At 67.7% G+C, this 21928-nt stretch carries 19 protein-coding genes and 3 pseudogenes; 17 read left to right on the forward strand and 5 right to left on the reverse strand.

What is annotated here, in order from left to right:
* Nucleotides 1-12 precede the first annotated feature (12 nt).
* Nucleotides 13-1482 (reverse strand): aldehyde dehydrogenase family protein, encoded by a 1470-nt coding sequence (locus IEV65_RS04690; protein ID WP_188428399.1) that lies wholly within the window; start codon nucleotides 1480-1482, stop codon nucleotides 13-15.
* A gap of 303 nt (nucleotides 1483-1785) precedes the next feature.
* On the opposite strand from IEV65_RS04690, the gene nrdR reads away from it, so the two are divergent.
* The 8 genes and pseudogenes from nrdR to IEV65_RS04730 all read left to right on the forward strand — a co-directional run.
* Nucleotides 1786-2262: a transcriptional regulator NrdR gene (gene nrdR / locus IEV65_RS04695; RefSeq protein WP_188428400.1), complete on the forward strand. Its 477-nt coding sequence runs from the start codon at nucleotides 1786-1788 to the stop codon at nucleotides 2260-2262.
* An 86-nt stretch (nucleotides 2263-2348) separates the two neighbouring features.
* Nucleotides 2349-5246, forward strand: a complete 2898-nt coding sequence (locus tag IEV65_RS04700) for a vitamin B12-dependent ribonucleotide reductase (RefSeq protein ID WP_188428401.1) — start codon at nucleotides 2349-2351, stop codon at nucleotides 5244-5246.
* A gap of 540 nt (nucleotides 5247-5786) precedes the next feature.
* On the forward strand, nucleotides 5787-6317 hold the full coding sequence (locus IEV65_RS15955; RefSeq protein WP_371870160.1) for an LAGLIDADG family homing endonuclease: 531 nt from the start codon (nucleotides 5787-5789) through the stop codon (nucleotides 6315-6317).
* A 159-nt stretch (nucleotides 6318-6476) separates the two neighbouring features.
* Nucleotides 6477-7346 (forward strand): HNH endonuclease, encoded by an 870-nt coding sequence (locus IEV65_RS04710; protein WP_188428403.1) that lies wholly within the window; start codon nucleotides 6477-6479, stop codon nucleotides 7344-7346.
* Between the two features lie 163 nt (nucleotides 7347-7509).
* Nucleotides 7510-8706 carry a DNA cytosine methyltransferase gene (locus tag IEV65_RS04715; RefSeq protein WP_229734899.1) on the forward strand — a complete coding sequence of 399 codons (1197 nt, stop codon included), beginning with the start codon at nucleotides 7510-7512 and terminating at the stop codon, nucleotides 8704-8706.
* 3 nt (nucleotides 8707-8709) lie between these two features.
* Nucleotides 8710-9564 (forward strand): hypothetical protein, encoded by an 855-nt coding sequence (locus IEV65_RS04720; RefSeq protein WP_188428404.1) that lies wholly within the window; start codon nucleotides 8710-8712, stop codon nucleotides 9562-9564.
* A 112-nt stretch (nucleotides 9565-9676) separates the two neighbouring features.
* Entirely contained in the window at nucleotides 9677-10912 is a 1236-nt protein-coding gene (locus tag IEV65_RS04725) for an ATP-binding protein (RefSeq protein WP_188428405.1), read from the forward strand.
* 583 nt (nucleotides 10913-11495) lie between these two features.
* Nucleotides 11496-11921 (forward strand): annotated as a pseudogene (locus tag IEV65_RS04730) (ISL3 family transposase); the annotation flags it as partial.
* 57 nt (nucleotides 11922-11978) lie between these two features.
* On the opposite strand, the pseudogene IEV65_RS04735 reads toward IEV65_RS04730, so the two are convergent.
* Nucleotides 11979-12194 (reverse strand): annotated as a pseudogene (locus tag IEV65_RS04735) (ADP-ribosylglycohydrolase family protein); the annotation flags it as partial.
* 142 nt (nucleotides 12195-12336) lie between these two features.
* On the reverse strand, nucleotides 12337-12975 hold the full coding sequence (locus IEV65_RS04740) for a DsbA family protein (RefSeq protein ID WP_188428406.1): 639 nt from the start codon (nucleotides 12973-12975) through the stop codon (nucleotides 12337-12339).
* Between the two features lie 192 nt (nucleotides 12976-13167).
* On the opposite strand from IEV65_RS04740, the gene IEV65_RS15960 reads away from it, so the two are divergent.
* The gene (locus IEV65_RS15960) at nucleotides 13168-13956 is read left to right on the forward strand and encodes a helix-turn-helix domain-containing protein (protein ID WP_371870161.1); all 789 of its coding nucleotides are present in this window, start codon (nucleotides 13168-13170) and stop codon (nucleotides 13954-13956) included.
* Nucleotides 13957-14028: 72 nt separating this feature from the next.
* Here the strand turns inward: IEV65_RS15960 and IEV65_RS04750 are convergent.
* A pseudogene (locus IEV65_RS04750) lies at nucleotides 14029-14955 on the reverse strand (ADP-ribosylglycohydrolase family protein); the annotation flags it as partial.
* Between the two features lie 88 nt (nucleotides 14956-15043).
* Between IEV65_RS04750 and IEV65_RS04755 the strand changes: the two are divergent.
* From IEV65_RS04755 to IEV65_RS04790, 8 genes are all read left to right on the forward strand, one after another.
* Nucleotides 15044-15733 carry an NUDIX hydrolase gene (locus tag IEV65_RS04755; protein WP_188428408.1) on the forward strand — a complete coding sequence of 230 codons (690 nt, stop codon included), beginning with the start codon at nucleotides 15044-15046 and terminating at the stop codon, nucleotides 15731-15733.
* Between the two features lie 49 nt (nucleotides 15734-15782).
* On the forward strand, nucleotides 15783-16223 hold the full coding sequence (locus IEV65_RS04760) for a very short patch repair endonuclease (RefSeq protein ID WP_229734903.1): 441 nt from the start codon (nucleotides 15783-15785) through the stop codon (nucleotides 16221-16223).
* A gap of 140 nt (nucleotides 16224-16363) precedes the next feature.
* On the forward strand, nucleotides 16364-17089 hold the full coding sequence (locus tag IEV65_RS04765) for a hypothetical protein (RefSeq protein WP_188428409.1): 726 nt from the start codon (nucleotides 16364-16366) through the stop codon (nucleotides 17087-17089).
* Nucleotides 17086-17535, forward strand: a complete 450-nt coding sequence (locus IEV65_RS04770; protein WP_188428410.1) for a phage holin family protein — start codon at nucleotides 17086-17088, stop codon at nucleotides 17533-17535. The genes IEV65_RS04765 and IEV65_RS04770 overlap by 4 nt, the downstream gene beginning before the upstream one ends.
* Nucleotides 17532-18197, forward strand: a complete 666-nt coding sequence (locus tag IEV65_RS04775; protein ID WP_188428411.1) for a DUF3618 domain-containing protein — start codon at nucleotides 17532-17534, stop codon at nucleotides 18195-18197. Before IEV65_RS04770 ends, IEV65_RS04775 begins: the two co-directional genes overlap by 4 nt.
* A 711-nt stretch (nucleotides 18198-18908) precedes the next feature.
* Nucleotides 18909-19190: a type II toxin-antitoxin system RelE/ParE family toxin gene (locus IEV65_RS04780; protein WP_188428412.1), complete on the forward strand. Its 282-nt coding sequence runs from the start codon at nucleotides 18909-18911 to the stop codon at nucleotides 19188-19190.
* A gap of 14 nt (nucleotides 19191-19204) precedes the next feature.
* Nucleotides 19205-19501: a HigA family addiction module antitoxin gene (locus IEV65_RS04785; protein WP_188428413.1), complete on the forward strand. Its 297-nt coding sequence runs from the start codon at nucleotides 19205-19207 to the stop codon at nucleotides 19499-19501.
* Nucleotides 19502-19603: 102 nt separating this feature from the next.
* Complete coding sequence (locus IEV65_RS04790; RefSeq protein ID WP_188428414.1) at nucleotides 19604-20350, forward strand: DUF5677 domain-containing protein; 747 nt, start codon at nucleotides 19604-19606, stop codon at nucleotides 20348-20350.
* Between the two features lie 193 nt (nucleotides 20351-20543).
* Here the strand turns inward: IEV65_RS04790 and IEV65_RS04795 are convergent, their stop codons facing one another.
* The gene (locus IEV65_RS04795; protein ID WP_188428415.1) at nucleotides 20544-21746 is read right to left on the reverse strand and encodes a DUF6236 family protein; all 1203 of its coding nucleotides are present in this window, start codon (nucleotides 21744-21746) and stop codon (nucleotides 20544-20546) included.
* Nucleotides 21747-21928 lie beyond the last annotated feature (182 nt).

Genomic DNA, 21928 nt, shown 5'->3' on the forward strand with positions numbered 1-21928 from the left:
CGGACGGTGAGCTCAGCCCAGGCGCACGTTGATCTGCTTGATCTGGGTGAAGCCTTCGAGCATGCCCTCGAGCGAGAGCTCGCGGCCGAGGCCGCTGGACTTCATGCCGCCGTAGGACTGGCCGATCTGCTGGCCGCCGCCCTGGTTGACCTGGACCCAGCCGGAGTCGATGCGGTGGGCGGTGCGCAGCGCGGCGCCGATGTCCTTGGAGAACACGAACGCCGCCAGGCCGTAGTGGGAGGCGTTGGCCATCGCCACGACCTCGTCCTCGGTGGTCCAGGGGATCGCGACCAGGACGGGGCCGAAGATCTCCTCCTGGGCCAGGCGCCAGGAGTTGTCGGCGCCGGCGAGGATGACGGGGGCGTGGAAGAACCCGTGCTCGGGCACGTCCAGGGTCTGGTGCCCGTCGTAGACGACCCGGACACCCTCCCGGGCGAGGCCCTCCTGGTAGTACCCCTCGACCCGCTGCCACTGCTTGTCGTTGATGATGGCGCCGATGTCGGTGGCCTCGTCCCGGGGGTCGCCGACCTTGAGCCGGGCGGTGCGGGCGGCGAGCTTGTCCAGGAACTCGTCGTGGATGTCGGCGTGCAGGAACAGCCGCGACCCGGTCGTGCAGGACTGGGACTGGCGGGCGAACCGGCTCGCCAGCAGCACCTGCTCGACGACCTCGTCGGTGGCCGAGTCGGGGAAGACGATGCAGGGGGACTTGCCGCCGAGCTCGAGGGAGAAGTGGGCCAGCCGCCCGCCGGCCTTGGCCCCGACCCCGGCACCGACGGCGGTGGAGCCGGTGAAGGAGACCTTGTCCACGTCCGGGTGGACCACGAGGGCCTCGCCGATCTCGGCGCCGTAGCCGGTGACGACGTTGAGCACCCCGGCGGGCAGGACCTGGGAGCAGATCTCGCCCAGGCGCAGGATCGTCAGCGGCGCGTCCTCGGCGGCCTTGACCACCATCGTGTTGCCGGCGACGAGGGCGGCGGGGATCTTGAACGCGGCGATCATCAGCGGGCTGTTCCACGGCAGGATCGCCGCGACCACGCCCAGGGGCTGGCGGCGGGTGTACTGCAGCTGGTCGGGCGCGGTCGGCAGGGTGACGCCCTTGACCTCCCCGGCCAGACCGGCGAAGTAGCGGAACACGTCCACGAGCAGGGTCGCCTCGGGGCGGGCCTGGGTGCGGATCGCGTTGCCGGTGTCCAGCGCGGTCAGGGCCGCGAGCTCCTCCACCGCGTCCTCGAGCAGGTCCGCGATCTGCAGGAGCGCGCGCTGCCGGGCCGCGAACGGCATACCGGACCAGGCGGGGAACGCCGCGCGGGCGGCGGCGACGGCGCGGTCCGCGTCCGCAGCGCGGGCGCGGGGGACCGTCGCGATGACCTGCGTGCGGTCGATCGGGGTGATGACCTCGATCGACTCGCCGGCAGCGGCGTCGACCCACTGGCCGTCGATGAGCATGCCCCAGGTGCGGGGTCCGGCGTCCACAGCGGTCATGGTGTCTTCCTCGTCTTTCTCGGGCGGTCCGTCCCGGGGCGGGTATGGCGTGGGGCCAGCCTCACATGTCCGTCACCGGCGCGCGCGGGCGGCTGGTCGGACGGCTCCGACCAGCGCCTGCGCGGCGACACGCCGAGAGGTCCTCGTTGCTGTTGCGTCTAGTAGGGAGCGGGCATAAGATCCCTACATCTAGTAGTTACATCCCTGTGGTTCATCCACATCTTGTGCACAGGTCCGGCGTGTCCACCCACACGCCGTCCACAGGTCATCCCCAGACGAGCGGGCCGAGGAGGTCGTTGCCCGATGCATTGTCCCTTCTGCCGGCACACCGACTCCAAGGTCGTCGACAGCCGGGTCCAGGAGGACGGCACCGTCATCCGGCGGCGGCGTCAGTGCCCCGAGTGCGGGCGCCGCTTCGGCACGGTCGAGTCCGCGACCCTGTCCGTGATCAAGCGGTCGGGGGCCACGGAGCCGTTCAGCCGGGACAAGGTCATCTCCGGCGTCCGCAAGGCCTGCCAGGGCCGACCGGTCACCGAGGACCAGCTCCAGCTGCTGGCCCAGCAGGTCGAGGAGTCGATCCGCTCGCAGGGGCAGGCCGAGCTGGACGCGCACGAGGTGGGGCTGGCGATCCTGGAGCCGCTGCGCTGCCTCGACGAGGTGGCCTACCTCCGGTTCGCCAGCGTCTACCAGGCCTTCGACTCCCTCGAGGACTTCGAGGCGGCCATCACGCTCCTGCGCACGGAGCGGGACGCGCAGGTCGTCTCACCAGCAGGTATGTAGCTCAGAGCCGGGTCTGTCAGACCTCGGTGCTCCACTCGTAGAACCACCGCACAGCCCACCGCACGCCCGACCAAGGAGACAGAGTCATGACCGAGACGACCGGGGCCCGCTCACGCACCCGACGCGCCGGCAAGGGCCTGAAGATCGACCGCATCTTCACCACGCCCGGCGTCCACCCCTACGACCAGGTGACCTGGGAGAAGCGGGACGTGGTCCAGACCAACTGGAAGTCGGGCGAGACGATCTTCGAGCAGCGCGGCGCCGAGTTCCCGGACTTCTGGTCGGCCAACGCCTCCACGATCGTGACGACGAAGTACTTCCGTGGTGCGGTGGGCACCCCGGAGCGTGAGCAGAGCCTCAAGCAGCTGGTCGACCGCGTGGTGCTGACCTACGTCAAGGCGGGCAAGGACCACGGTTACTTCGCCTCCGACGAGGACGCCGAGATCTTCGAGCACGAGCTGACCTACCTGCTCGTCCACCAGGTCTTCGCGTTCAACTCCCCGGTGTGGTTCAACGTGGGCACGAGCAGCCCGCAGCAGGTCAGCGCGTGCTTCATCCTGTCGGTGGACGACTCGATGGACTCGATCCTCAACTGGTACCGCGAGGAGGGCAAGATCTTCCAGGGCGGCTCGGGCGCCGGCCTCAACCTGTCGCGCATCCGCTCCTCCAAGGAGCTGCTGTCCTCCGGCGGCACCGCCTCCGGCCCCGTCTCCTTCATGCGTGGCGCCGACGCCTCCGCGGGCACCATCAAGTCCGGCGGAGCCACCCGCCGCGCGGCCAAGATGGTCGTCCTCGACGTCGACCACCCGGACATCGAGGAGTTCATCGAGACGAAGGCGCGCGAGGAGGACAAGATCCGCGCGCTGCGCGACGCCGGCTTCGACATGGACCTGGGCGGCAAGGACATCGTGTCCGTGCAGTACCAGAACGCCAACAACTCGGTGCGCGTCTCCGACGAGTTCATGCGCGCGGTGGAGGAGGGCAAGGAGTTCGGCCTGACCTCCCGCCTCGACGGCTCCGTCATCGAGACCGTCGACGCCCGCGACCTGTTCGAGAAGATGGCCAAGGCCGCGTGGGAGTGCGCCGACCCCGGCATCCAGTACGACGGCACCATCAACGACTGGCACACCAACCCCGAGACCGGCCGGATCACCGCGTCCAACCCGTGCTCGGAGTACATGTCGCTGGACAACAGCTCCTGCAACCTGGCCTCGATCAACCTGCTCAAGTTCCTGCGCGAGGACGACACCTTTGACGTGGAGACCTTCGAGAGGGTCGCCGAGCTGATCTTCACGGCGATGGACATCTCCATCTGCTTCGCCGACTTCCCGACCGAGGCGATCGGCCAGACGACGCGCGACTACCGCCAGCTCGGCATCGGCTACGCCAACCTCGGCGCCCTGCTGATGGCCACCGGCCACGGCTACGACTCCGAGGGCGGCCGTGCGCTGGCCGCGGCGATCACCTCGCTCATGACGGGTGCCGCCTACAAGCGGTCCGCCGAGCTCGCCGCCGTCGTGGGTCCCTACAACGGCTACGCCCGCAACGCCGACGCCCACAACCGCGTCATGCGCAAGCACCAGGCCGCCAACGACGAGATCCGCGTCCTGCACACGATGGACGCCGACATCCACCGCGCGGCGACCAAGGCGTGGGACCAGGTCGTCAAGCTGGGTGACAAGAACGGCTTCCGCAACGCCCAGGCCTCGCTGCTGGCGCCGACCGGCACCATCGGCTTCATGATGGACTGCGACACCACCGGCATCGAGCCCGACTTCTCCCTGGTGAAGTTCAAGAAGCTCGTCGGTGGCGGCTCGATGCAGATCGTCAACCAGACGATCCCGCGCGCGCTGAAGAAGCTCGGCTACACCCAGGAGACCATCGAGGCGATCGTCGAGTACATCGCCGAGCACGGTCACGTCATCGACGCCCCGGGCCTGAAGACCGAGCACTACGAGGTGTTCGACACCGCCATGGGCGCGCGCGCCATCTCCCCGATGGGTCACGTGCGGATGATGGCGGCGACCCAGCCGTTCCTCTCCGGCGCGATCTCCAAGACGGTCAACCTGCCCGAGTCCGCCACGGTCGAGGAGATCGAGGAGGTCTACCTGCAGGGCTGGAAGCTCGGCCTGAAGGCCCTCGCCGTCTACCGCGACAACTGCAAGGTCGGCCAGCCGCTGTCCGACGCGAAGGCCAACAAGGACGACAAGAAGGCCGAGAACGAGGCCGAGCCCAAGGTCGAGAAGGTCATCGAGTACCGCCCCGTCCGCAAGCGCCTCCCCAAGCGCCGCACCTCCCAGACCACGAGCTTCGCGGTCGGCGGCGCGGAGGGCTACCTCACGGCCGGCACCTACGACGACGGCGACCTGGGGGAGATCTTCCTCAAGTTCGGCAAGCAGGGCTCGACCCTGGCCGGCGTCATGGACGCCTTCTCGATCGCCGTCTCGATCGGCCTGCAGTATGGCGTGCCGCTGGAGACCTTCGTCGAGAAGTTCACCAACCTGCGCTTCGAGCCGGCCGGCCTGACCGACGACGCCGACATCCGGATGGCGCAGTCGATCATGGACTACGTCTTCCGTCGCCTGGCGCTGGACTACCTGGACTTTGAGTCCCGGTCGTTCATGGGCATCCACACCGCCGAGGAGCGGGCCCGCCAGCTCGAGACCGGCTCCTACGCGCCGATGACGACCTCCGGCAGCTCCGACGAGGACCTCGAGGACGAGCTGGAGACCTACAGCCAGAGCCCGGCGACCACCCCGGCCAAGAAGGTCGAGAAGGCTGCCAAGGAGGTCGACAAGTCCGGTGCCGGCGCCGCCGACGCCCGCAAGGCCGACGCCGGGATCCACTCCTCGGCCGAGCTGCTCGAGGCGTTCTCCGGCAAGGTCAACGACGCACCGATCTGCATGACGTGCGGCACCAAGATGCGCCCGGCCGGCTCGTGCTACGTGTGCGAGGGCTGCGGGAGCACCAGCGGCTGCAGCTGATCTAGCTGGTCCGCTGAGGGCGGGCTCGGCGTCGAGAGACGCTGGGCCCGCCCTCGGGCGTTCCCGAGGTGTGTCAGTGCACACTGGTGGACGGGTTCTCACGCAGGAGACGGACGGAGGCGGGCGCCATGGGTGGGGTCGAGGTCGCAAAGCTGTTGGCGACGAGCAAGGGGCTCGTCCCTCGCTGGGGACTGGATGGCAATGGCGCGGGGAGACCTGGTGGAGGCTGAGGTTCAGCGACGGGTCGCTCGTGCGGTGCCCTCCGGAGGAGATCTTCAGGGCCATCGACGGGCGCACGGTCCGTGCTGACATCAGCGCGGCCGATCGCATCCAGCCACGTGTCGGCTACGCCCGCGCAGCGAGTGCTCGTCCCTGCTGCCCGAGGCCGCGGTGTCCGTAGCGCGGCGCTCATCCCTGGCGCTTCCGACCCTCTGGGACGAGGACCTTGCGCACTACGTCGGGTGGTTGGTCGGCGACGGGAGTTTCAGCGACCGAGGAACTGTGAGCATCTATGGCTCGGCGGCCAACGTGCGCGACGTCATGCCGGCTCATCGCGCGCTGCACTCCAGGTGGGCGGGCTTCGAGCCCAAGCCCAGCGTGCAGGCGAACGGGACCTGCCAGCTCCGCCTCACGCGCCAGGACTTCGTCGACTACCTCTCCGCGCTGGGCGTTTCGAAGGTGAGGTCCGCTGACAAGGAGATCCCGCACGCGATCTTCACAGCCCCGGAGGAGACGGTGACCGCCTTCCTCCGCGGTCTCTTCGACGCGGACGGCTGCGTGGTGAACGACCTCGGCAAGGGGACCCGATACGTCGGACTGGGAAGCAAGTCCGAGGAGCTCCTCCGCGGGGCACAGGCGCTGCTCGGCTCCCTCGACATCTGGGGCGGATCTATCGGACGGGGACGAAGAAGGACTACTTCACCTACGTGTGCAAGGACGGCACCCAGGCGACCTACTCTTCATCGGGCCCTTCGTTCGACCAACGGATCACGGGCAGGTCGCTTCGCGAGTTCGCGGCGCTGGTGGGGTTTGAGCTCGAGCACAAGGCGGCCAAGCTCCTGGACGTCGTAGATCTTCATGATTTCTACGAGGTGAGAGAGCACATGCGACTGCAGGCCGAACCGAGGTCAGGTAGCGGGAGCTCAACCGCAGGTCCCCTGAACATGGTGCTCCCATTAAGCTAGCGCCATGTTGTCGCCCGAAGCGGATGCGCCCCTCCGAGCTGCTGCGATGACCTGGCTCACCGTACGTTCCAATGACGGTGCCGACCCCCTGCCACGCCACGAGCTCGAATCCTTCCACTTCGAGGGTGAAAGGGTGCCCCTCATCGACCGCCAGCGCGGGATCCGGAAGCCTGCGATCCTCGAAGCGGCCCTGTCCATCATCACTGTCTATCGGGCCGAGGGCACGACCCGCCCATACGAGGATGGCACGGGGTCGGACGGCTTGATCCGTTACAAGTGGCGCGGCCTGGACCCCGATCATGCCGAGAACAGAGCGCTGCGCGTTGCGATGGAGCGACGGCTTCCGTTGATCTGGTTTGTCGGGGTTGCTCCTGGATGGTTCCAGCCCGTCTTCCCGGTGTATGTCGCGGGTGAAGAGCCGCAACTGAACCAGTTCGCTCTTGCGGTGGATGAGGTGTTCGGGCTCGTGGAGCCGGAGACCCACCTTGAGGCGCAGTTGCGCCGTTACGTCGAGCGCGTGACGAAGCAACGTCTGCATCAGCCCGTGTTCCGGTCGACCGTGCTGCGCGCCTACACCGGGCGGTGCGCGGTGTGTGCCTTGGCCCACCGCGATTTGCTGGACGCGGCGCACATCGTGCCGGACTCCCACGAACGAGGTGAGGCGTCCGTCCGCAACGGACTGGCGCTCTGCAAGCTCCACCACTCCGCGTTCGACAACCGCTACCTGGGCGTCACACCGGACCTGACCGTGCACATCAGGCAGGACATCCTCGAAGAGCAAGACGGACCCACGCTCCTGCACGGACTGCAGCGCAGGCACGGTCAGAAGCTGATGGTGCTTCCGGGGCCGCGCTCGCAATACCCGAGCAAGGAGCTGCTGGAGATCACCTATCGACGGTTTCTTGAGCCGGCCTGATGGGCTCCGCAGGGTCTGTCGCTGCTCGGTGGCATGGTGCCGGCATGAGGAACAACGCAAGCAAGTACCAGACGCCAGGGCGTGCCTGGCAGGTTGGCCCGGCGCGCCGACGTAGAGTTGGGCCACCGCAGCGACCGAGCGTTCTCGACCCAGGAGCCACCCCATGACTGTGCGTATGGCCGGGCTCTTCGCCGGCATCGGGGGCATCGAGCTCGGCCTGCGAGATTCGCTGGGCGACGGCTTGGAGACGACTCTCCTCTGCGAGTGGTGGGAGCCGGCCAAGCAGGTCCTTGGGGCGCGGTTCCCCGGCGCGCCGCTGCACCCCGACGTTCGAGAGCTCAGTGATCTGCCAGCAGATGTCGACCTGGTGGCCGCCGGCTTTCCGTGCACCGACCTGTCGCAGGCGGGCCGGACCGCGGGCATCCGCGGGGAGCAATCCGGACTCGTGAGCCACGTCTTCGCGATGTTGCGCAAGCGGGTTCGAGCTGGTTTGGCGCTGCCGAATCTGCTCATTGAGAACGTCCCGAACATGCTCAGCCTGGACCGAGGTGAGGCTATGGCCTACCTCGTCGAGGAGTTGGAGGCCCTGGGCTATGCGTGGGCCTACCGCGTGGTCGACACCCGGGCGACGGGTCTGCCGCAGCGACGTCGGCGGGTAATCCTCCTGGCATCGGCGACCCTGGACCCGAAGACAGTTCTGTTCGCCGACGAGGCCGGAGAGCGCCCGCCGGACGCCCTCCGCGATGACGCGTTCGGCTTCTACTGGACCGAGGGACGCGGTGGCCTCGGTTGGGCCCCGGATGCTGTCCCAACCCTCAAGGGCGGCTCAACCGTCGGCATCGCCTCGCCCCCCGCGATCTGGATTCCCGACGCCGCCCCGCAAGCGGCGTTCGTGACCCCGTCGGTGGAGGACGCCGAGATGCTCCAAGGCTTTCCACGAGGCTGGACTGACGTTGACTTCGATCTAGCGCCGGCGCGTGCCCATGGCACGCGATGGAAGCTCGTTGGCAATGCTGTCACGACGCGGATCGCTGCATGGGTCGGCGGCCGCTTGGGAGAGCCGGGTGAGGTTCTGTGTCCGTCTGTGCCTTGGACGGGAGTGCGCTGGCCGACGGCCGCCGCGGGGTATGACGGAGTTCGGGAGCAGATCGCTGCCAGCGAGTACCCGATTCTTGAGCCCTACCAACACCTCCTTGACATCGTGGATGTAGCAGAAGCGCGGTCACTCAGTCCGCGAGCCATCGCCGGGTTCCACAACAGGTTGCGGCGCGGGAACCTCGGAAAGCACCCAGGCTTCCGCGATGCTGTTGCTTCCGCGGACCTCGCGCTGAACCCTCCGACCCTCTTCGCGGTCAGCTGATCGATGTACGGTCCACGCATTCTCACGCGCTTCCTTGAGAGGCCCGGCCCCGAAGACAGCGCGGGCCTGCGCTGGCAGTACCACTCGCGCTCGGACCGGCACAGCAAGGTGGGCAGCTGGGGCGTGGCCCTGGACCTGCTTGCGACGTCTTCGCTTCTCCGTGCGCACGCTGACGAGGGGAAGGTCGTGCTCGGGGTCAACCACACCATGCGTGACTTTGCTACGGGCCGGAAGAAGGATCTCGACCTCGTTGTCGCCCGTCCTGGTGCTGATGCAACCGGCCGCGCGCGTTCCCTCCGGAGTCTGGTCGATGAGTACCAGATCCCTCTAACGCCGGAGGAAGAGGGCACGCTGCACGCACTTCCGGACATTCATGTGGCCCCTGTGGGAGCCGTTCTCATCGCCCTCGAGGCGAAGGCGTGTATGACGGCACACGTCAAGGCGCTCCCGCGTCTCTACGACGAGCTGAACAGTTCGCACCTGTGCGTGCACGGCGCGAGTTCGCAGGCGTTGGCGATCGCCTACGTCCAGGTCAACCACGCAGACCAGTTCATCTCGTCGAACCCCAAGAATGTGCTCCTGCGCAGTCATGGTGCGGAACCGGAGCGAACCCAGCACCGGCAGCCTGACGACACGCTCAGGGTGCTAGACAAGCTCACCGAGATCCCGCGCCGTAGCAGCAACAGCGGTCATGGGTTCGACGCCATCGGCGTTAGCGTACTTGAGTTGGCCAACGACGGTAGCCCTGTCCGACTCGTGGAGCAGTCTCCGGCACCGCAGTCGGGCGACTCCTTCCACTACGGCAGCATGATCGTGCGGATGGCCCACGAGTACGACGCCGTCTTTTCACGGATCTGAGTATGATCGAAGTCTGGCTCGCGACACAGAGCGTGATGCGCGGTATCGTTGGCGGAGTTCGTCTAGCGAAGGGGAAGAACACTTGATCAGGCCAGCCTTGACTCCGGCGGAGGTGTTCACGCCAAGCCGTGCACCCCTGAGGGAACATAACGTCTACGTATCCCGCGCTGACGCAGAGCGTGAGCTAGATTCCGCCATCAATCAGGGCGACACGCCGCTGATCTTCGGAGAGTTTGGAGTGGGGAAGACCAGTCTCGCTCTTCACTTCTTTCGTAATGAACGTGATGAAAACAGACTAGTCCACTTCGCGCGACCGGATAAGCAGTCGCTGGATGCCGTCTTTCGACAGGCTTTGGAACAGATTGGCTATATCGTCGAGACGAGCATGGTTGAGGAACGGGCCGATTCCGCGGATATCGGGCTCAGTGCCGGCCTATGGTCCGTATTCAAAGCGCGCCTAGGCGCCTCCATGAAGGACTCCGTCGCGACGTCGACCGAACTGTACGTCAAGTCTCCAACCGACGCAGCTGTGCTTGACGCCCTCGGTCTGCGTCGAATGATTCTTCTGATTGATGAACTGCACCAATCGGATGATGAATTTAGGCGTGACCTGGTTCGCCTTATTAAGACGCTTAGTGATCGTGGGGCGGATTATCCTAAGCTTGTCTTGGCGGGAACCAGCGCCCAGCCTGAGTTGCTTGTCAGACTGGATGAAGGTGTGGACCGCCTGGTCCGTGAAGTTCCCGTACGTCCGCTCACGCGTCACGAATCGGATCAAGTGGTCCGTCGGGGGTTTGGGAAGCTGCAAATAGCCCTGGACGACGTCTTGGTGGACAGATTGGTGGGCACTGCCGCAGGGGCCCCTTCTTTGTTGCACACACTCTGCCTTGAGGCGGCAGAACATGTCCGGGGAAGTCACTCCGATTCGCTGAACGACGACGCTATAGACGAAGCGATTCAAAAGGTGGTGCAACGGCACTATCATCGACTTACCGAGCGCTATATGAAGGCCACAAACACGACAGGATCAAAGCGCTATCGCGAGAAGATACTGCGCGCTTGTGCAGAATCGGATGCTGATTTCATCACAATGGAAATGCTTGTGGAAAAAGTATCCCTATATACGGGCGAATCGGTTCCGCGAACCAGATTGAGCGAGCCACTGCGCCATCTGAAGTCACCAGACTATGGAGACATCCTTGCGGATGTACCGAGGATTGACGGGGAGGGGCGACACTACAACCTTACTGTCTTCCGGGATCCCTCCATGAAGGCGTACGTGCGATTCCTTATGGCGATCGAGGATCAAGGGTATCCCATAAGCATGGCGCAGGACTCGGGTCGATAGGTCTGGCCGCCGGAAATCGTAAGCCGCGCCGGGAGGCTATTCGCCCATTATTTGAGGTGTGTTGATGTGTCGGCTCAGATTCTTGGCTGGAAGCCTGCAATAAAGAGGAGATGACCTGAGGGGTGGACGGAGTTCGATCGCTACTGTTTCAGCCGCTCTCAACTCCAGCACCTTTCAAGACCCTTCAGCCGCGGGAGCGCCGATGCTGGGTTGGTGACGTGTACTCGAACTTAGCTGATCTGAACCGGTCGGGGTACGTGGTCGGGCGGGGAGTGGTAAACGGCGTTAGCGATGGCGCTAGTTCAGGCAACTGACGCGCGGTCCCTCCGGCCTCGCTACCGAGCGTGCGGTTAGACGAGGGAGTGTTTGGAAGCACATCTGCTGACCCACCCCGCTCATGTGCCCACTCGGTCTTGGTAAAAACCAACAGACTTGGTACTCGCCGTCCTCCATGGTCGAACCCGAGTATTGTGGCTCTTCGCAGATGAGGGTGTAGTCGGCGCTGGCGCGTCGGTCCGGAGGTAGGTGTCGAGGTCTTCCGAAGATGGAGGTTCCTACACGCAGCCATCCGAAAGACCTCGACGTGCCCGACGCTACCTTCACGCGCCCCGACCTGACGACCTTCACCCGTCTGGACGGCCTCGGTCTGGAGGTCACGAGCCAGCTGCTCGAGCCCGATCGCGCCGTGCTCGCCTGCCGGGTGGTCGAGCCGGACGACTGGTGCCGGCGGTGCGGCTGCCAGGGCGTCCCGCGCGACACCGTGACACGGGAGCTGGCGCACGAGCCGTTCGGGTGGCGCCCCACCACGCTGCTGCTGACCGTGCGCCGCTACCGGTGCACCGAGTGCGCGCACGTGTGGCGTCAGGACACCACTGCCGCGGCCGAGCCACGGGCCAAGATCTCCCGCGCCGGGCTGCGCTGGGGGCTGGTCGGCATCGTGGTCCAGCACCTGTCCATGGCCCGCGTCGCCGAAGGGCTCGGCGTCTCCTGGAACACGGCCAACGACGCGGCCTCCGAGCAGTCCACCGGCGATCGCGGCGACGGTGTCCGTGTCGTGCCCGATCGAGACCGCGGTATGCAGTGCTGCCGCCACGTGGTCCGGGCCGGGGTCGGACGGCTGCGTGCGGTGGATCGACGACCACGCGGCCTGGAGCGCGGTGACCGTGAACCCGTTGTCCCTGAAGGACGTGGGCTCGCGCCTCTCGGCCTCCTCGATGCGCCGCAGCCAGTCGTCGCGGCGCGAGGCGGGCAGCAGGTCCAGCCCGCTGCGCAGGTCGAGCACGCCCTGGATTCCAGACAGCTCCTAAGGCCAGCAGCCCCCGTCCGCGCACTCCGGACCGGCCACGCCACTCTCTAGCGGCCGCGGCGGACGGACTGCCCCGAACGACTAGGCGACGAGGTCTACGTGCACCTGCACGCGGTCCTCAGGCGGCGCTCTCGAGGTGCCGGTCGAGCGCCTCGGTGAGCGTCGCGGCGCGGGAGACCGGTCCGCCGAGGCGGTGGACGCCGGTGTCGGTGTGCAGCAGCAGGGTGGGGTAGGAGTCGACCCCGAGCCTGCGCAGCTCGCGGAACTCCTGCTGCGCCTCGGCGCGACTGGCCGGGTCCTTGTAGGCGGCCGCAGTGGCGTCCGGGTCCAGCCCGAGCTCGGTGGCGATGTCGCGGTACACCTGGACGTCGGAGAGGTCGCGGCCGTCGACGTACCAGGCCCGCTGGAGCGCACCGGCGAGCTCGAGCTCCCGCTCCGGCGCCTGCTTGCGCAGCGCCACGAGCCCGGTCGCGGAGTCGGTGCTGTCCATCACCCTGATGCCCTCGGCCAGGACCTGCTGGTAGGCGTCGCCGAAGGTCACGCCGGTGAGGTCGGCGATCCGCTCGTTCGCCCCGGGGATGTGGGGGAAGGCCCCGATGGGCTGGGCGCTGGCTCCGGTGAACAGGCCGCCAGAGAGGACCCGCAGGTCGACCCGGTCGGCGTTCTCGTTGGCGAAGGTGCGCAGGGCCGGGCCAAAGCCATAGCACCAACCGCAGTAGGCGTCGAAGGCGTAGGTGAGACGGGCGCGGATGCTCATGGATGCTCCTGTGTGGTGGGAATCGGCCTTGTGTGTTCAAGGCTACGCAGAGGGCCCAGGTCGCACGAGGTATGCTGCGGTCTCGTCATGGTCAAAAACGGACAAGATGGGATCCCCGAGGTCGTCTACTCCCCGCCCCTGCCGGGTGCGGCGAGGGTCGAGGTGGTCCCGGTCGCCGAGCTGCACCGGCGGATGAGCCGGCACGAACACTCACCCTGGGCCCAGCGCCCCGACTTCCACCTCCTGCTCACCGTGGACGAGGGGGTGGTCTGGCACATGGTGGACTTCCACGAGTATGCAGTCGCCGACGGCGCGTGGCTGTGGGTCCGTCCCGGCCAGGTGCAGCGCTTCGGCGACCTCGAGGGCGCCTCGGGCCGGGTCGTCATGTTCCCTCCGGACACCCTGCCCCCGACCAGTTCCACCGGCACGGTGCTCGACGACCCCTTCGGCCCCGTCCTGCTGACCCCCAGCGGCGCCGACGCCCGCGCCATCCGGGAGGCGCTGGACCACCTCTCGGCCGAGTTCGGCTCCGCGGGTATCCCCGCTCCTGCGCGATCCGCCATCTTGCGCCACCTGCTCGCCGTGCTCGTGCTCCGTCTGACCAACTTGTCAGCGCCGGTAGGAACGCCGCGCGGGGACCACGCGGAAGCCTTCCTACGGTTCCGCGACGCGGTCGAGCAGGGCTTCGCGGAGCACCGGGACGTCGCCCACTACGCCTGGCGCCTCGGGTACTCCCAGCGCACCCTGACGCGAGCGGTGGTCGCGGCGGTCGGCGTCGGCGCCAAGGAGTTCATCGACCGACGGGTGGTCCTCGAGGCCAAGCGGCTCCTCGCCCACACCGACGACCCGGCAGCCAGCGTCGCCGCCAGGCTCGGCTTCCCCGACGCCAGCAACTTCGTCAAGTACTTCGCCCTGCGGGCCGGCCTCACCCCGACCCGCTTCCGGCAGCAGTTCCGATCCGGCACCACCCCGCGTCCCTGACCAGGGGGCGTAGGCCGCTGCGTCCCCCACCCCCCGGCGGGCGGTGAGCACAGCGAGGCGCACCAGGTCGTGGCTGCGCAGTCCCGGCCAGCCATGGACCCGCCGGGTCCAGCGGGCGGGGAGCCCGGACACGCCATACCGCGCACCCAGCAGTCCACCGGCGATCGCTGCGACGGTGTCGGTGTCGTGACCGATGGCGATCGCCGCGTGCAGGGCGGCCGCCACGTGGTCCGGACCGGGTTCGGACGGCTGCGTGTGGTGGGTCGAGGACCACGCGGCCTGGAGCGCGGTGACCGTGAACCCGTTGTCCCTGAAGGACGTGGGCTCGCGCGTCTCGGCCTCCTCGATCCGCCGCAGCCAGTCGTCGCGGCGCGCGGCGGGCAGCAGGTCCAGCCCGCTGCGCAGGTCGAGCACGCCCTCGGTCACGGCCACCCGGACCGCCTCGGACCAGAGCACGCACGAGTCGCCCGCCAGCGGGTCCCAGTGCGTCAGCTCGGCGATCGCCCGTGCGGCGCCGGCCGTGGCGTCGCGGTCGTCGAGCCGGTGCAGCCCGACCACGGCGGTGCGCATGAGCGCGCCGTTGCCGGCCGTCCGGCCGGTCCGCTCGTGCAGGCCGCGCGAGGCCTCGACCATCGCGGTCCTCGTGGGTATGCCGTGCGTGCGCCGGCGGGTGCGCCCCAGCACCGAGCTCGTCTGCGCGCCGATGTCGGCGGGGCCGTCGGCGTGCCAGCGGAGGAAGCCGTCGGCGACGGCCTCGAGCGCCGCGTCGTCGACGGCCGCGCCGGTCGCGAGCACCTCGGCGACGCAGACCGCCATCTGCGTGTCGTCCGACCACTCGCCCGGGGCGTAGTTGCCGAGGCCGCCGCCGCTCATCTGCGGTCCGGTGCTCGCGTCGAAGCGGGCGGTGCCGAACTCATAGGGGACGCCGAGCGCGTCACCGACGGCCTGGCCGAGGAGGACGCCGGCGGCGCGGTCGGTCTGCGCGGGGGAGAGCTGCATGGGTGACTCCTTCTGTTGCTGTCACTCTGACACTAAACCCTCGCACCGACATACCTGTCAAGAGGACAGAAAAGGCTAGTGTGGGGCCATGGCCTACACGTCGGAGTACCCGCCGTTCTACGTCGCGGTGGACCTCGTGATCCTGACGATCCGGGACGGTGCGTTCTCGGTGCTGCTCGTGGAGCGGGGTGGGGAGCCGTTCGCGGGTCGGTGGGCGCTGCCGGGCGGCTTCGTCGGGATCGACGAGGACCTGGCGGACGCGGCATACCGGGAGCTGGAGGAGGAGACGGGGGTCGGCGCGACGTCCGTGCACCTCGAGCAGCTGGCCACGTTCGGCCGGCCGGACCGCGACCCGAGGCACAGGGTGGTGTCCACGGCATACCTTGCGGTGGGTGCGGACCTGCCCGAGGTGCGGGGCGGCTCGGACGCGAGCGACGCGCGGTGGTGGCCGGTGAGCGACGCCGTGAGGCAGGGGCTGGCCTTCGACCATCGCGAGATCGTCGAGGCCGGCGTGGAGCGCGTGCGGTCCAAGCTGGAGTACAGCGACCTGGCGCTGCGGTTCGTGCCCCGGCAGTTCACGATGCCCGAGCTGCAGGCGGTTTATGAGACCGTCTGGGGCGTCGAGCTCGACCCGCGCAACTTCGCGCGCAAGGTGGCGCGGACCGAGCGGTTCGTGCAGGAGACGGGGGAGGCGCGGCGAGGCGGGCGGGGTCGGCCGGCGCGGCTGCTCGAGGCCGCCGGCGCGACGGAGCTGATGCCGCCGATGCGGAGGGAGTGAGCCGCCGCGCCTGGCGAGGGCGCTGAGGGCGCGGGCCTACGCTCGAGAGGTGCCTCCTCGCGTCCCGCCGCACCCCGGTGCCTCGTCGCCGGGCGTCTCGGCGCGGATGTCGGTGGCCGCCCGGCGCGACACGGCACCTGAGGTCGCGCTGCGTCGGGCGCTGCACGCGCAGGGGAGAAGGTTCCGCGTCGTCTATCCCGTGCCGGGCAACCGGCGCCGGACCATCGACATCGCGTTCACGAGGGCGAAGGTCGCGGTGTTCGTGGACGGCTGCTTCTGGCACGGCTGTCCGGAGCACGGGACGCAGCCCCGGGCCAACAGCGGCTGGTGGGCGGCCAAGCTGGCCGCCAACAGGGCGCGTGACGAGGACACCGACCGCCTGCTGCGCGAGGCGGGCTGGCGCGTCATACGCGTCTGGGAGCACGAGGACGTGGCGACCGCTCTGGCGAGGGTCCAGGAGACGCTGGGCGGGGTGCCCCGCCGCCCGTGAGCGGCCTGGCCTGAGGAAGAACGCCGGGCTGCCGCGCTCCTCACCCCTAGGGGTGACGGTGACGTTTGACCACGCGCGGGTGCCGGCGTCTCCCTACGGTCGAGGGAGGTGGACAACCGGTCCCCGAGGAGGCAATGACCATGAGTGACCAAGCGTTCGACCAGGATCAGCGTTCCCCGTCCACGGGTGACGTAGCGAAGCAGGAGACGGCCACGGTGGCCCACGACGCCAAGGAGGCGGGCCGGTCGGTGGCCAGCACCACCGGCGAGGAGGCCAAGGCGGTGCTCGGCGAGGCGAAGAGCCAGATCGCCTCGCTGTATGACGGTGTCCGCACCGACCTGCGGGACCAGGCCGGCACCCAGCAGGGACGCGTCGCCGAGGCGATGCGCGGTCTCGCCGGTGAGCTCGGCCAGATGGCCGACGGCGCGCAGCAGGGCGGCGGCATGGCCAGCGGCCTGGTGCGCCAGGTGAGCGAGCGGATGGACGGAGCGGCCACGTGGCTCAGCGACCGTGGACCGGAAGAGGTGCTCGACGAGGTGAAGCGGTACGCGCGCCGCAATCCCGGGACGTTCCTGGGCATCTGCGCGCTCGTCGGTCTCGTGGGCGGGCGGCTGACGCGTGGGCTGCGCGACGAGCAGCAGGACCAGGCCGGCTCCGGGTATGCCGCACCGCCGCCTGCGGCGCCCGCATACTCTCCCCACGGCACGACGACCACGATGTCCACGAGCACGAGGTCCACGAGCACGACATACGCGGTCGAGCCGGGCGTGGCGGACGCGGGCACCGTGCCGTCCTACGGCGGTCGGCCGAGCGCCGACGTGCCCGGTGACGTCCCGCCCGTGACCCGTGGGGTGGGTCAGCCATGACGGCTCCGGGCCAGCACCGAGAGCCCGAGCAGATCCACGGGGCGCACGACACCTACGACAAGGGTGAGGTCGCCTCCATCGGCGCTCTCGTCGCGGACATCTCCACGGACCTCTCCACGCTCATGCGGCAGGAGGTCGCGCTCGCCAAGGCCGAGGCCAAGCAGTCGGCTGCTCAGGCAGGACGAGGAGCCGGGCTGCTCGGCGGCGCTGCCCTCGCCGGGTGGTTCGTGCTCCTGTGGTTGTCCGTCGCCCTGTGGTGGGCGCTCGGCGCCGTCATGGACCGCGGCTGGGCCGCGGTCGTCGTGGCCGCCATCTGGGCGGTCGTCGCAGCGGTCCTGGCAATGATGGGCCGCTCGCAGATGCAGAAGGTCAGGGGTCTCCCGTACACGGTCGAGACAGCCAAGCAGGTCCCTGACGCACTCAAGGGAAACGAGGAGCCAGCATGACGAACTACCCCAGTGAACCGGTGCCGACCAGCGACGACCCCGAGGTCCTGCGCGCCGAGATCGAGCAGACACGCATGAACCTCAGCCGGGACGTCGACGCGCTCGGCGAGGCCGCCAGCCCCGGCAACGTCGCCCGCCGGCAGGCGGACAAGGCGAAGGACGCGGTCCTGGACGCCGGCCACTCCCTCAAGGAGAAGGTCATGGGCAGCGACGACCCCTACGACGACCGGCCGGGTCTCACCGGCCGGGCGTCCTCCACCGTGGGCGACGCAGCAAGCTCGGCCGGCCACGCCGTCGCGGCGGCTCCCGCAGCAGCGCGGCGTCAGACCCGCGGCAACCCGCTGGCGGCGGGCCTGGTCGCGCTCGGTGCCGGGTGGCTCGTCGGGTCCCTCATGCCCAGCACGGCCAAGGAGCGCGAGCTGTCCACCGCGGCCAAGGAGAAGGTCCAGGACAGCGGCGTCGTGGAGGAGGCCAAGGCGGTCGCGCAGGACGTCGTGGACCACGTCAAGCCTCAGGCCCAGGAGGCGGTCGACTCTGTGAAGCAGACGGCCAGCGACAGCGCCCAGCACGTCAAGGACGAGGCACGCCTCGCCACCGAGGACGTCAAGGCGAGCGCCGAGGAGTCCAAGGTGCGGGTCCAGGAGCAGCGCCAGCAGTACTGAACGAGGAGGTGGCCGTGCATCTCGGGGACGAGATGCACGGCCTCTTCATGCCCGCTGCAGCACGTAGGCAGCGAGGAAGATAGCGAGTGGGGTCAGGGAGCGAGGACCGTCTCGCGCACGGCGCGTCTCGACGCTGGTGATGACGCAGACCGCCTCGACGAGCTTGTCGTGACTCACGTCCTGGCGCAGCCAGCCGCGCCCGTCGACCCATGGCACCCAAGCTGCAGGACACCGATCCTGCGCTGCGTCTCGTCCCCCGAGGACACGATCCCCGAGGTCCAGACGGTGTTAGGAGGCGGTGTGGGGACAAGAGCTGGATCTGCGGCTCAGTCCTTCGCACAAGCCACTTCCCGGACCCGCAGCCACCACGCTGCTCAGCCGGCAGCCGACCCGGAAGATCGCGACCGGGGAGGCACCAGACCCACCGCGTCGACGCGCCGGCGGTATCAACGTGGAGCGCCCCACCGGACGAACGACGTTGACACCGACCAGCGTCGACGCACACTCGAACGCCCCCCGGCCTCGCCCCCTTGACAACCGGTGCCATAGAAGGGAGCCATGTCCGGACGTTCGTCGAGATGGTAAGGCGGCGACACACGGCGTCCGTTCGCGGCGGAGTGACGCGTGTTGAGAGGTTCCGACGGAAGGTGTGGCAGGGCTGGTCGCTCCCAGGGCCTGGCGTGGCATAACGCGGCACGTTATGCTGGTGAGGTGATCAGGTCGTTCCGGGACGGCGCGACCGAACGCCTGTGGTTTCGCCAGCGGGCCAAGGACCTCGACCCTCGGATCGAGAGAGTCGCCCTACGCAAGCTGGTCATGCTGGACGCGGCCGAGGTGCTGGAGGACCTGAGGGTGCCCCCGGCGAACAGGCTGGAGGCGCTCAAGGGCGACCGGGCCGGCCAGCACAGCATCAGGATCAACCAGCAGTGGCGGATCTGCTTCGTCTGGACAGATGCTGGTCCGCAGGACGTCGAGATCGTCGACTACCACTAGAGGAGGTGTGAGACATGAACGCGACTATCGCCCCCATCCACCCCGGTGAGGTGCTGCTCGAGGAGTTCCTCGGACCCCTGGAGGTCACCCAGCACCACCTGGCCGTCGCGATCGGCGTGCCCCCACGGCGCATCAACGAGATCGTGCACGGCAAGCGCAGCATTACCGCCGACACGGCACTGCGTCTGTCCCGCTACTTCGGCACCAGCGACCGGTTCTGGATCAACCTGCAGACCCGGTACGACCTGGAGAACCGCAAGGACGTCATCGGGGCCGACCTGGACCAGATCCACCCCCTCCAGACCGCCTGAGCAACGTCACGCACGCGGCGGAAGGACGCACCCGGTGTGATCCCGACGTGCGGCTCGCGGCATGAGCGTGTGTGGACGTTGGCGGTGACGTAGCCTGCCGCCGTGCCCCTCTCAGACCGCAACGAGCGACTGTCCTACCTGGCCCGTCAGTTGATCGCCGACTGGGAGAAGGCCCCGGGTCCGCCGACGATGGCATTGCCTGACGGGAGCCGAGCATCCGGAGCCCAGGTAGATGCCGTGAACATCACTTGGGGATGGACTGCACGGATCGTCCGCACAGGAGAGGCGGCGCTCTTGCTCAGCGACCACGCCTTCCACGTGGAGGCGTCACCCCTTCTTCGCTCCATGCTCGAACATGCCATCGCTCTCCGCTGGGTGGTCGACAAGCGAGGCAGCGCAGCTCAGGCTCTGCTCAGGGACAGGGCTAACGGCTACTCGCGATTCCAGGCTGCGCAGCACTCTGGCTGGCGCCTGGAAGGAGAAGCTGCAGAACGTCTGGAACGTGCCATTGCGGTCGAGACCGATGACGATACGCGCATCGAAGACCGGCACCTGGCGACCCTGCATCGGGCCCGAACATACGGTCTAATGAACCTATATCAGGCGTGGCTCATCGAGACATGGTCGACTCACGCAACGTTCGTGAGCGCAGAACCGTACTTCGACGTAGACGACGCAGCGAGGGGGAGACTGCATCGAGTCCCGGAATGGGAGGTCAACTCGGTCCCTGGTGGCGTGGCAATCACACTCCACAGTGCGCTCGCTTGTTACGAATCCATGGTCCCGGAGGCATTCTCTGGCCGGCTTGAGACGCGGCAGAACGAGTTCGAACAGATCATGAGCCCGTGACGTGGGAGGTGTCTGTCGACGCCGCATCACGGCCTTCACGTGCAGGACATAGCCTGGGCGGCGGCGGGCGCCACGCGCCCGACCGGACGCACCTCAACGTCTTCGCAGCAAGCGCGACAGTATTGCTTCCCGGTCCGGGAGGAATCCTGGTCCTCGTGAGCTCGTGATTCCCGCTGGGCGGACAATGCTTCAGTCACCCCCATCTCGGGGTGAACCCCACCTGCCGTCGCAACGCTTTCCGTGGTGTTAGAGCCGATTCGAGTTCGAGCAGGTAGTTTGCCGCCCCGTCGCGTCGCCGCAACTCGCGCCGACGGCTGGCCTCATTCACCCCGTATGCTAGTAGCACGGCACCGACTCCTGCTCCGGTTCCCACAATTGGATCGGTCAATGCGCCCAGTGCGACCCCACCAGAGGCGCTCAACGGAAGTTGTAACGTGACGAGGCTTCTGGCCGTCTCCAATCCGAACAACTGCAGCGCGCCTCGAAGCTCGTCGCGTGGATGAAGCAAGTGCCGGCGCGTGACCTCTATCACGTGCTCTCGAAGTATCGCGCTGTCGACATCCTCTGGCAACTGACGCAACTCCTGAGCGGCTGAAGCGACAGCCTTCTGAAAGTCACCAAGCAGATCCTCGTGACGCTTCCGGAAGCGCACGATATCCGTAGCATCAATAAGGCCGATTCTGCGTGGGATCACGGACTCGATAGCTAGAACGGCAACCCGTTGTTGTAGCGTCTGGGGCCGAGCGACGGGCGAGACCATTCCCTCGCCTAGGAGAGCCCGAGCAACCTCGTCGACGGACATCGCATCCATAGCCACATGCGCGAGGGGAACGTCTGTCACGGGATCGAGGTGGAAGTGGTCAGCGGTCAGTCGCGTCAGCACGGTCATATAAGTGGCGGCGAGCCGACTGTCCATCCCGATCCAATTGGCGGACCCGACGCTCATAGATAATCGGCGATGGCGGCCATGGTCATCGGACGCGCCGACCGCCAGGCCAGATTCGACCATCGCGCTGATGAGTTCCGTCGATAGCTTCTCGGCAAAGATGTAACCTATCGATCCGCCAGGACTAAGACCCCCATCGACAGGCGCATCGTGATGCTCACGCAGTGCCCCTCGGTCGGGTTGCACTCGCAATGATGCAGCTAACTCGTCACCGCGAACTTCCAAGAGGTCGAGGAATAAGCGAGACGCCTCAACAGCGGCCGCTCCAGGCCTGCGCGACTCGATAAAACCCAACTCATCACCCAGGACCTTCACCGTACGACTATCCCGCGTTGGGTAATCTCGGGGCACGATGCGATCTACCCTCTTCCAGTAGAGGGCTGCTGCTTTAAGCCACGCGTCGTCTCTGACATGGATATAGGGGTAGTAGAGCGCGGACTGCAAGAGCACGGGAGGGCCTCCACCTCGATGACGTCTTCCAATGGTAACGCGAGCATCGGCGACCGGGGTACCGATGCTCCGCCGTTGGGCGAGTCGTCCCCAAGGTCGCTCTACCCGGCACGTGACTGCAGCCCTTACCAATGGGGGGCTGCGTCCTGTTGAACCTTCGAGTGACGCAACGCGCAGCGATC

Source organism: Ornithinimicrobium tianjinense, from assembly GCF_014636495.1.
In the GTDB taxonomy this organism is placed as follows: Bacteria; Actinomycetota; Actinomycetes; order Actinomycetales; family Dermatophilaceae; genus Ornithinicoccus; species Ornithinicoccus tianjinensis.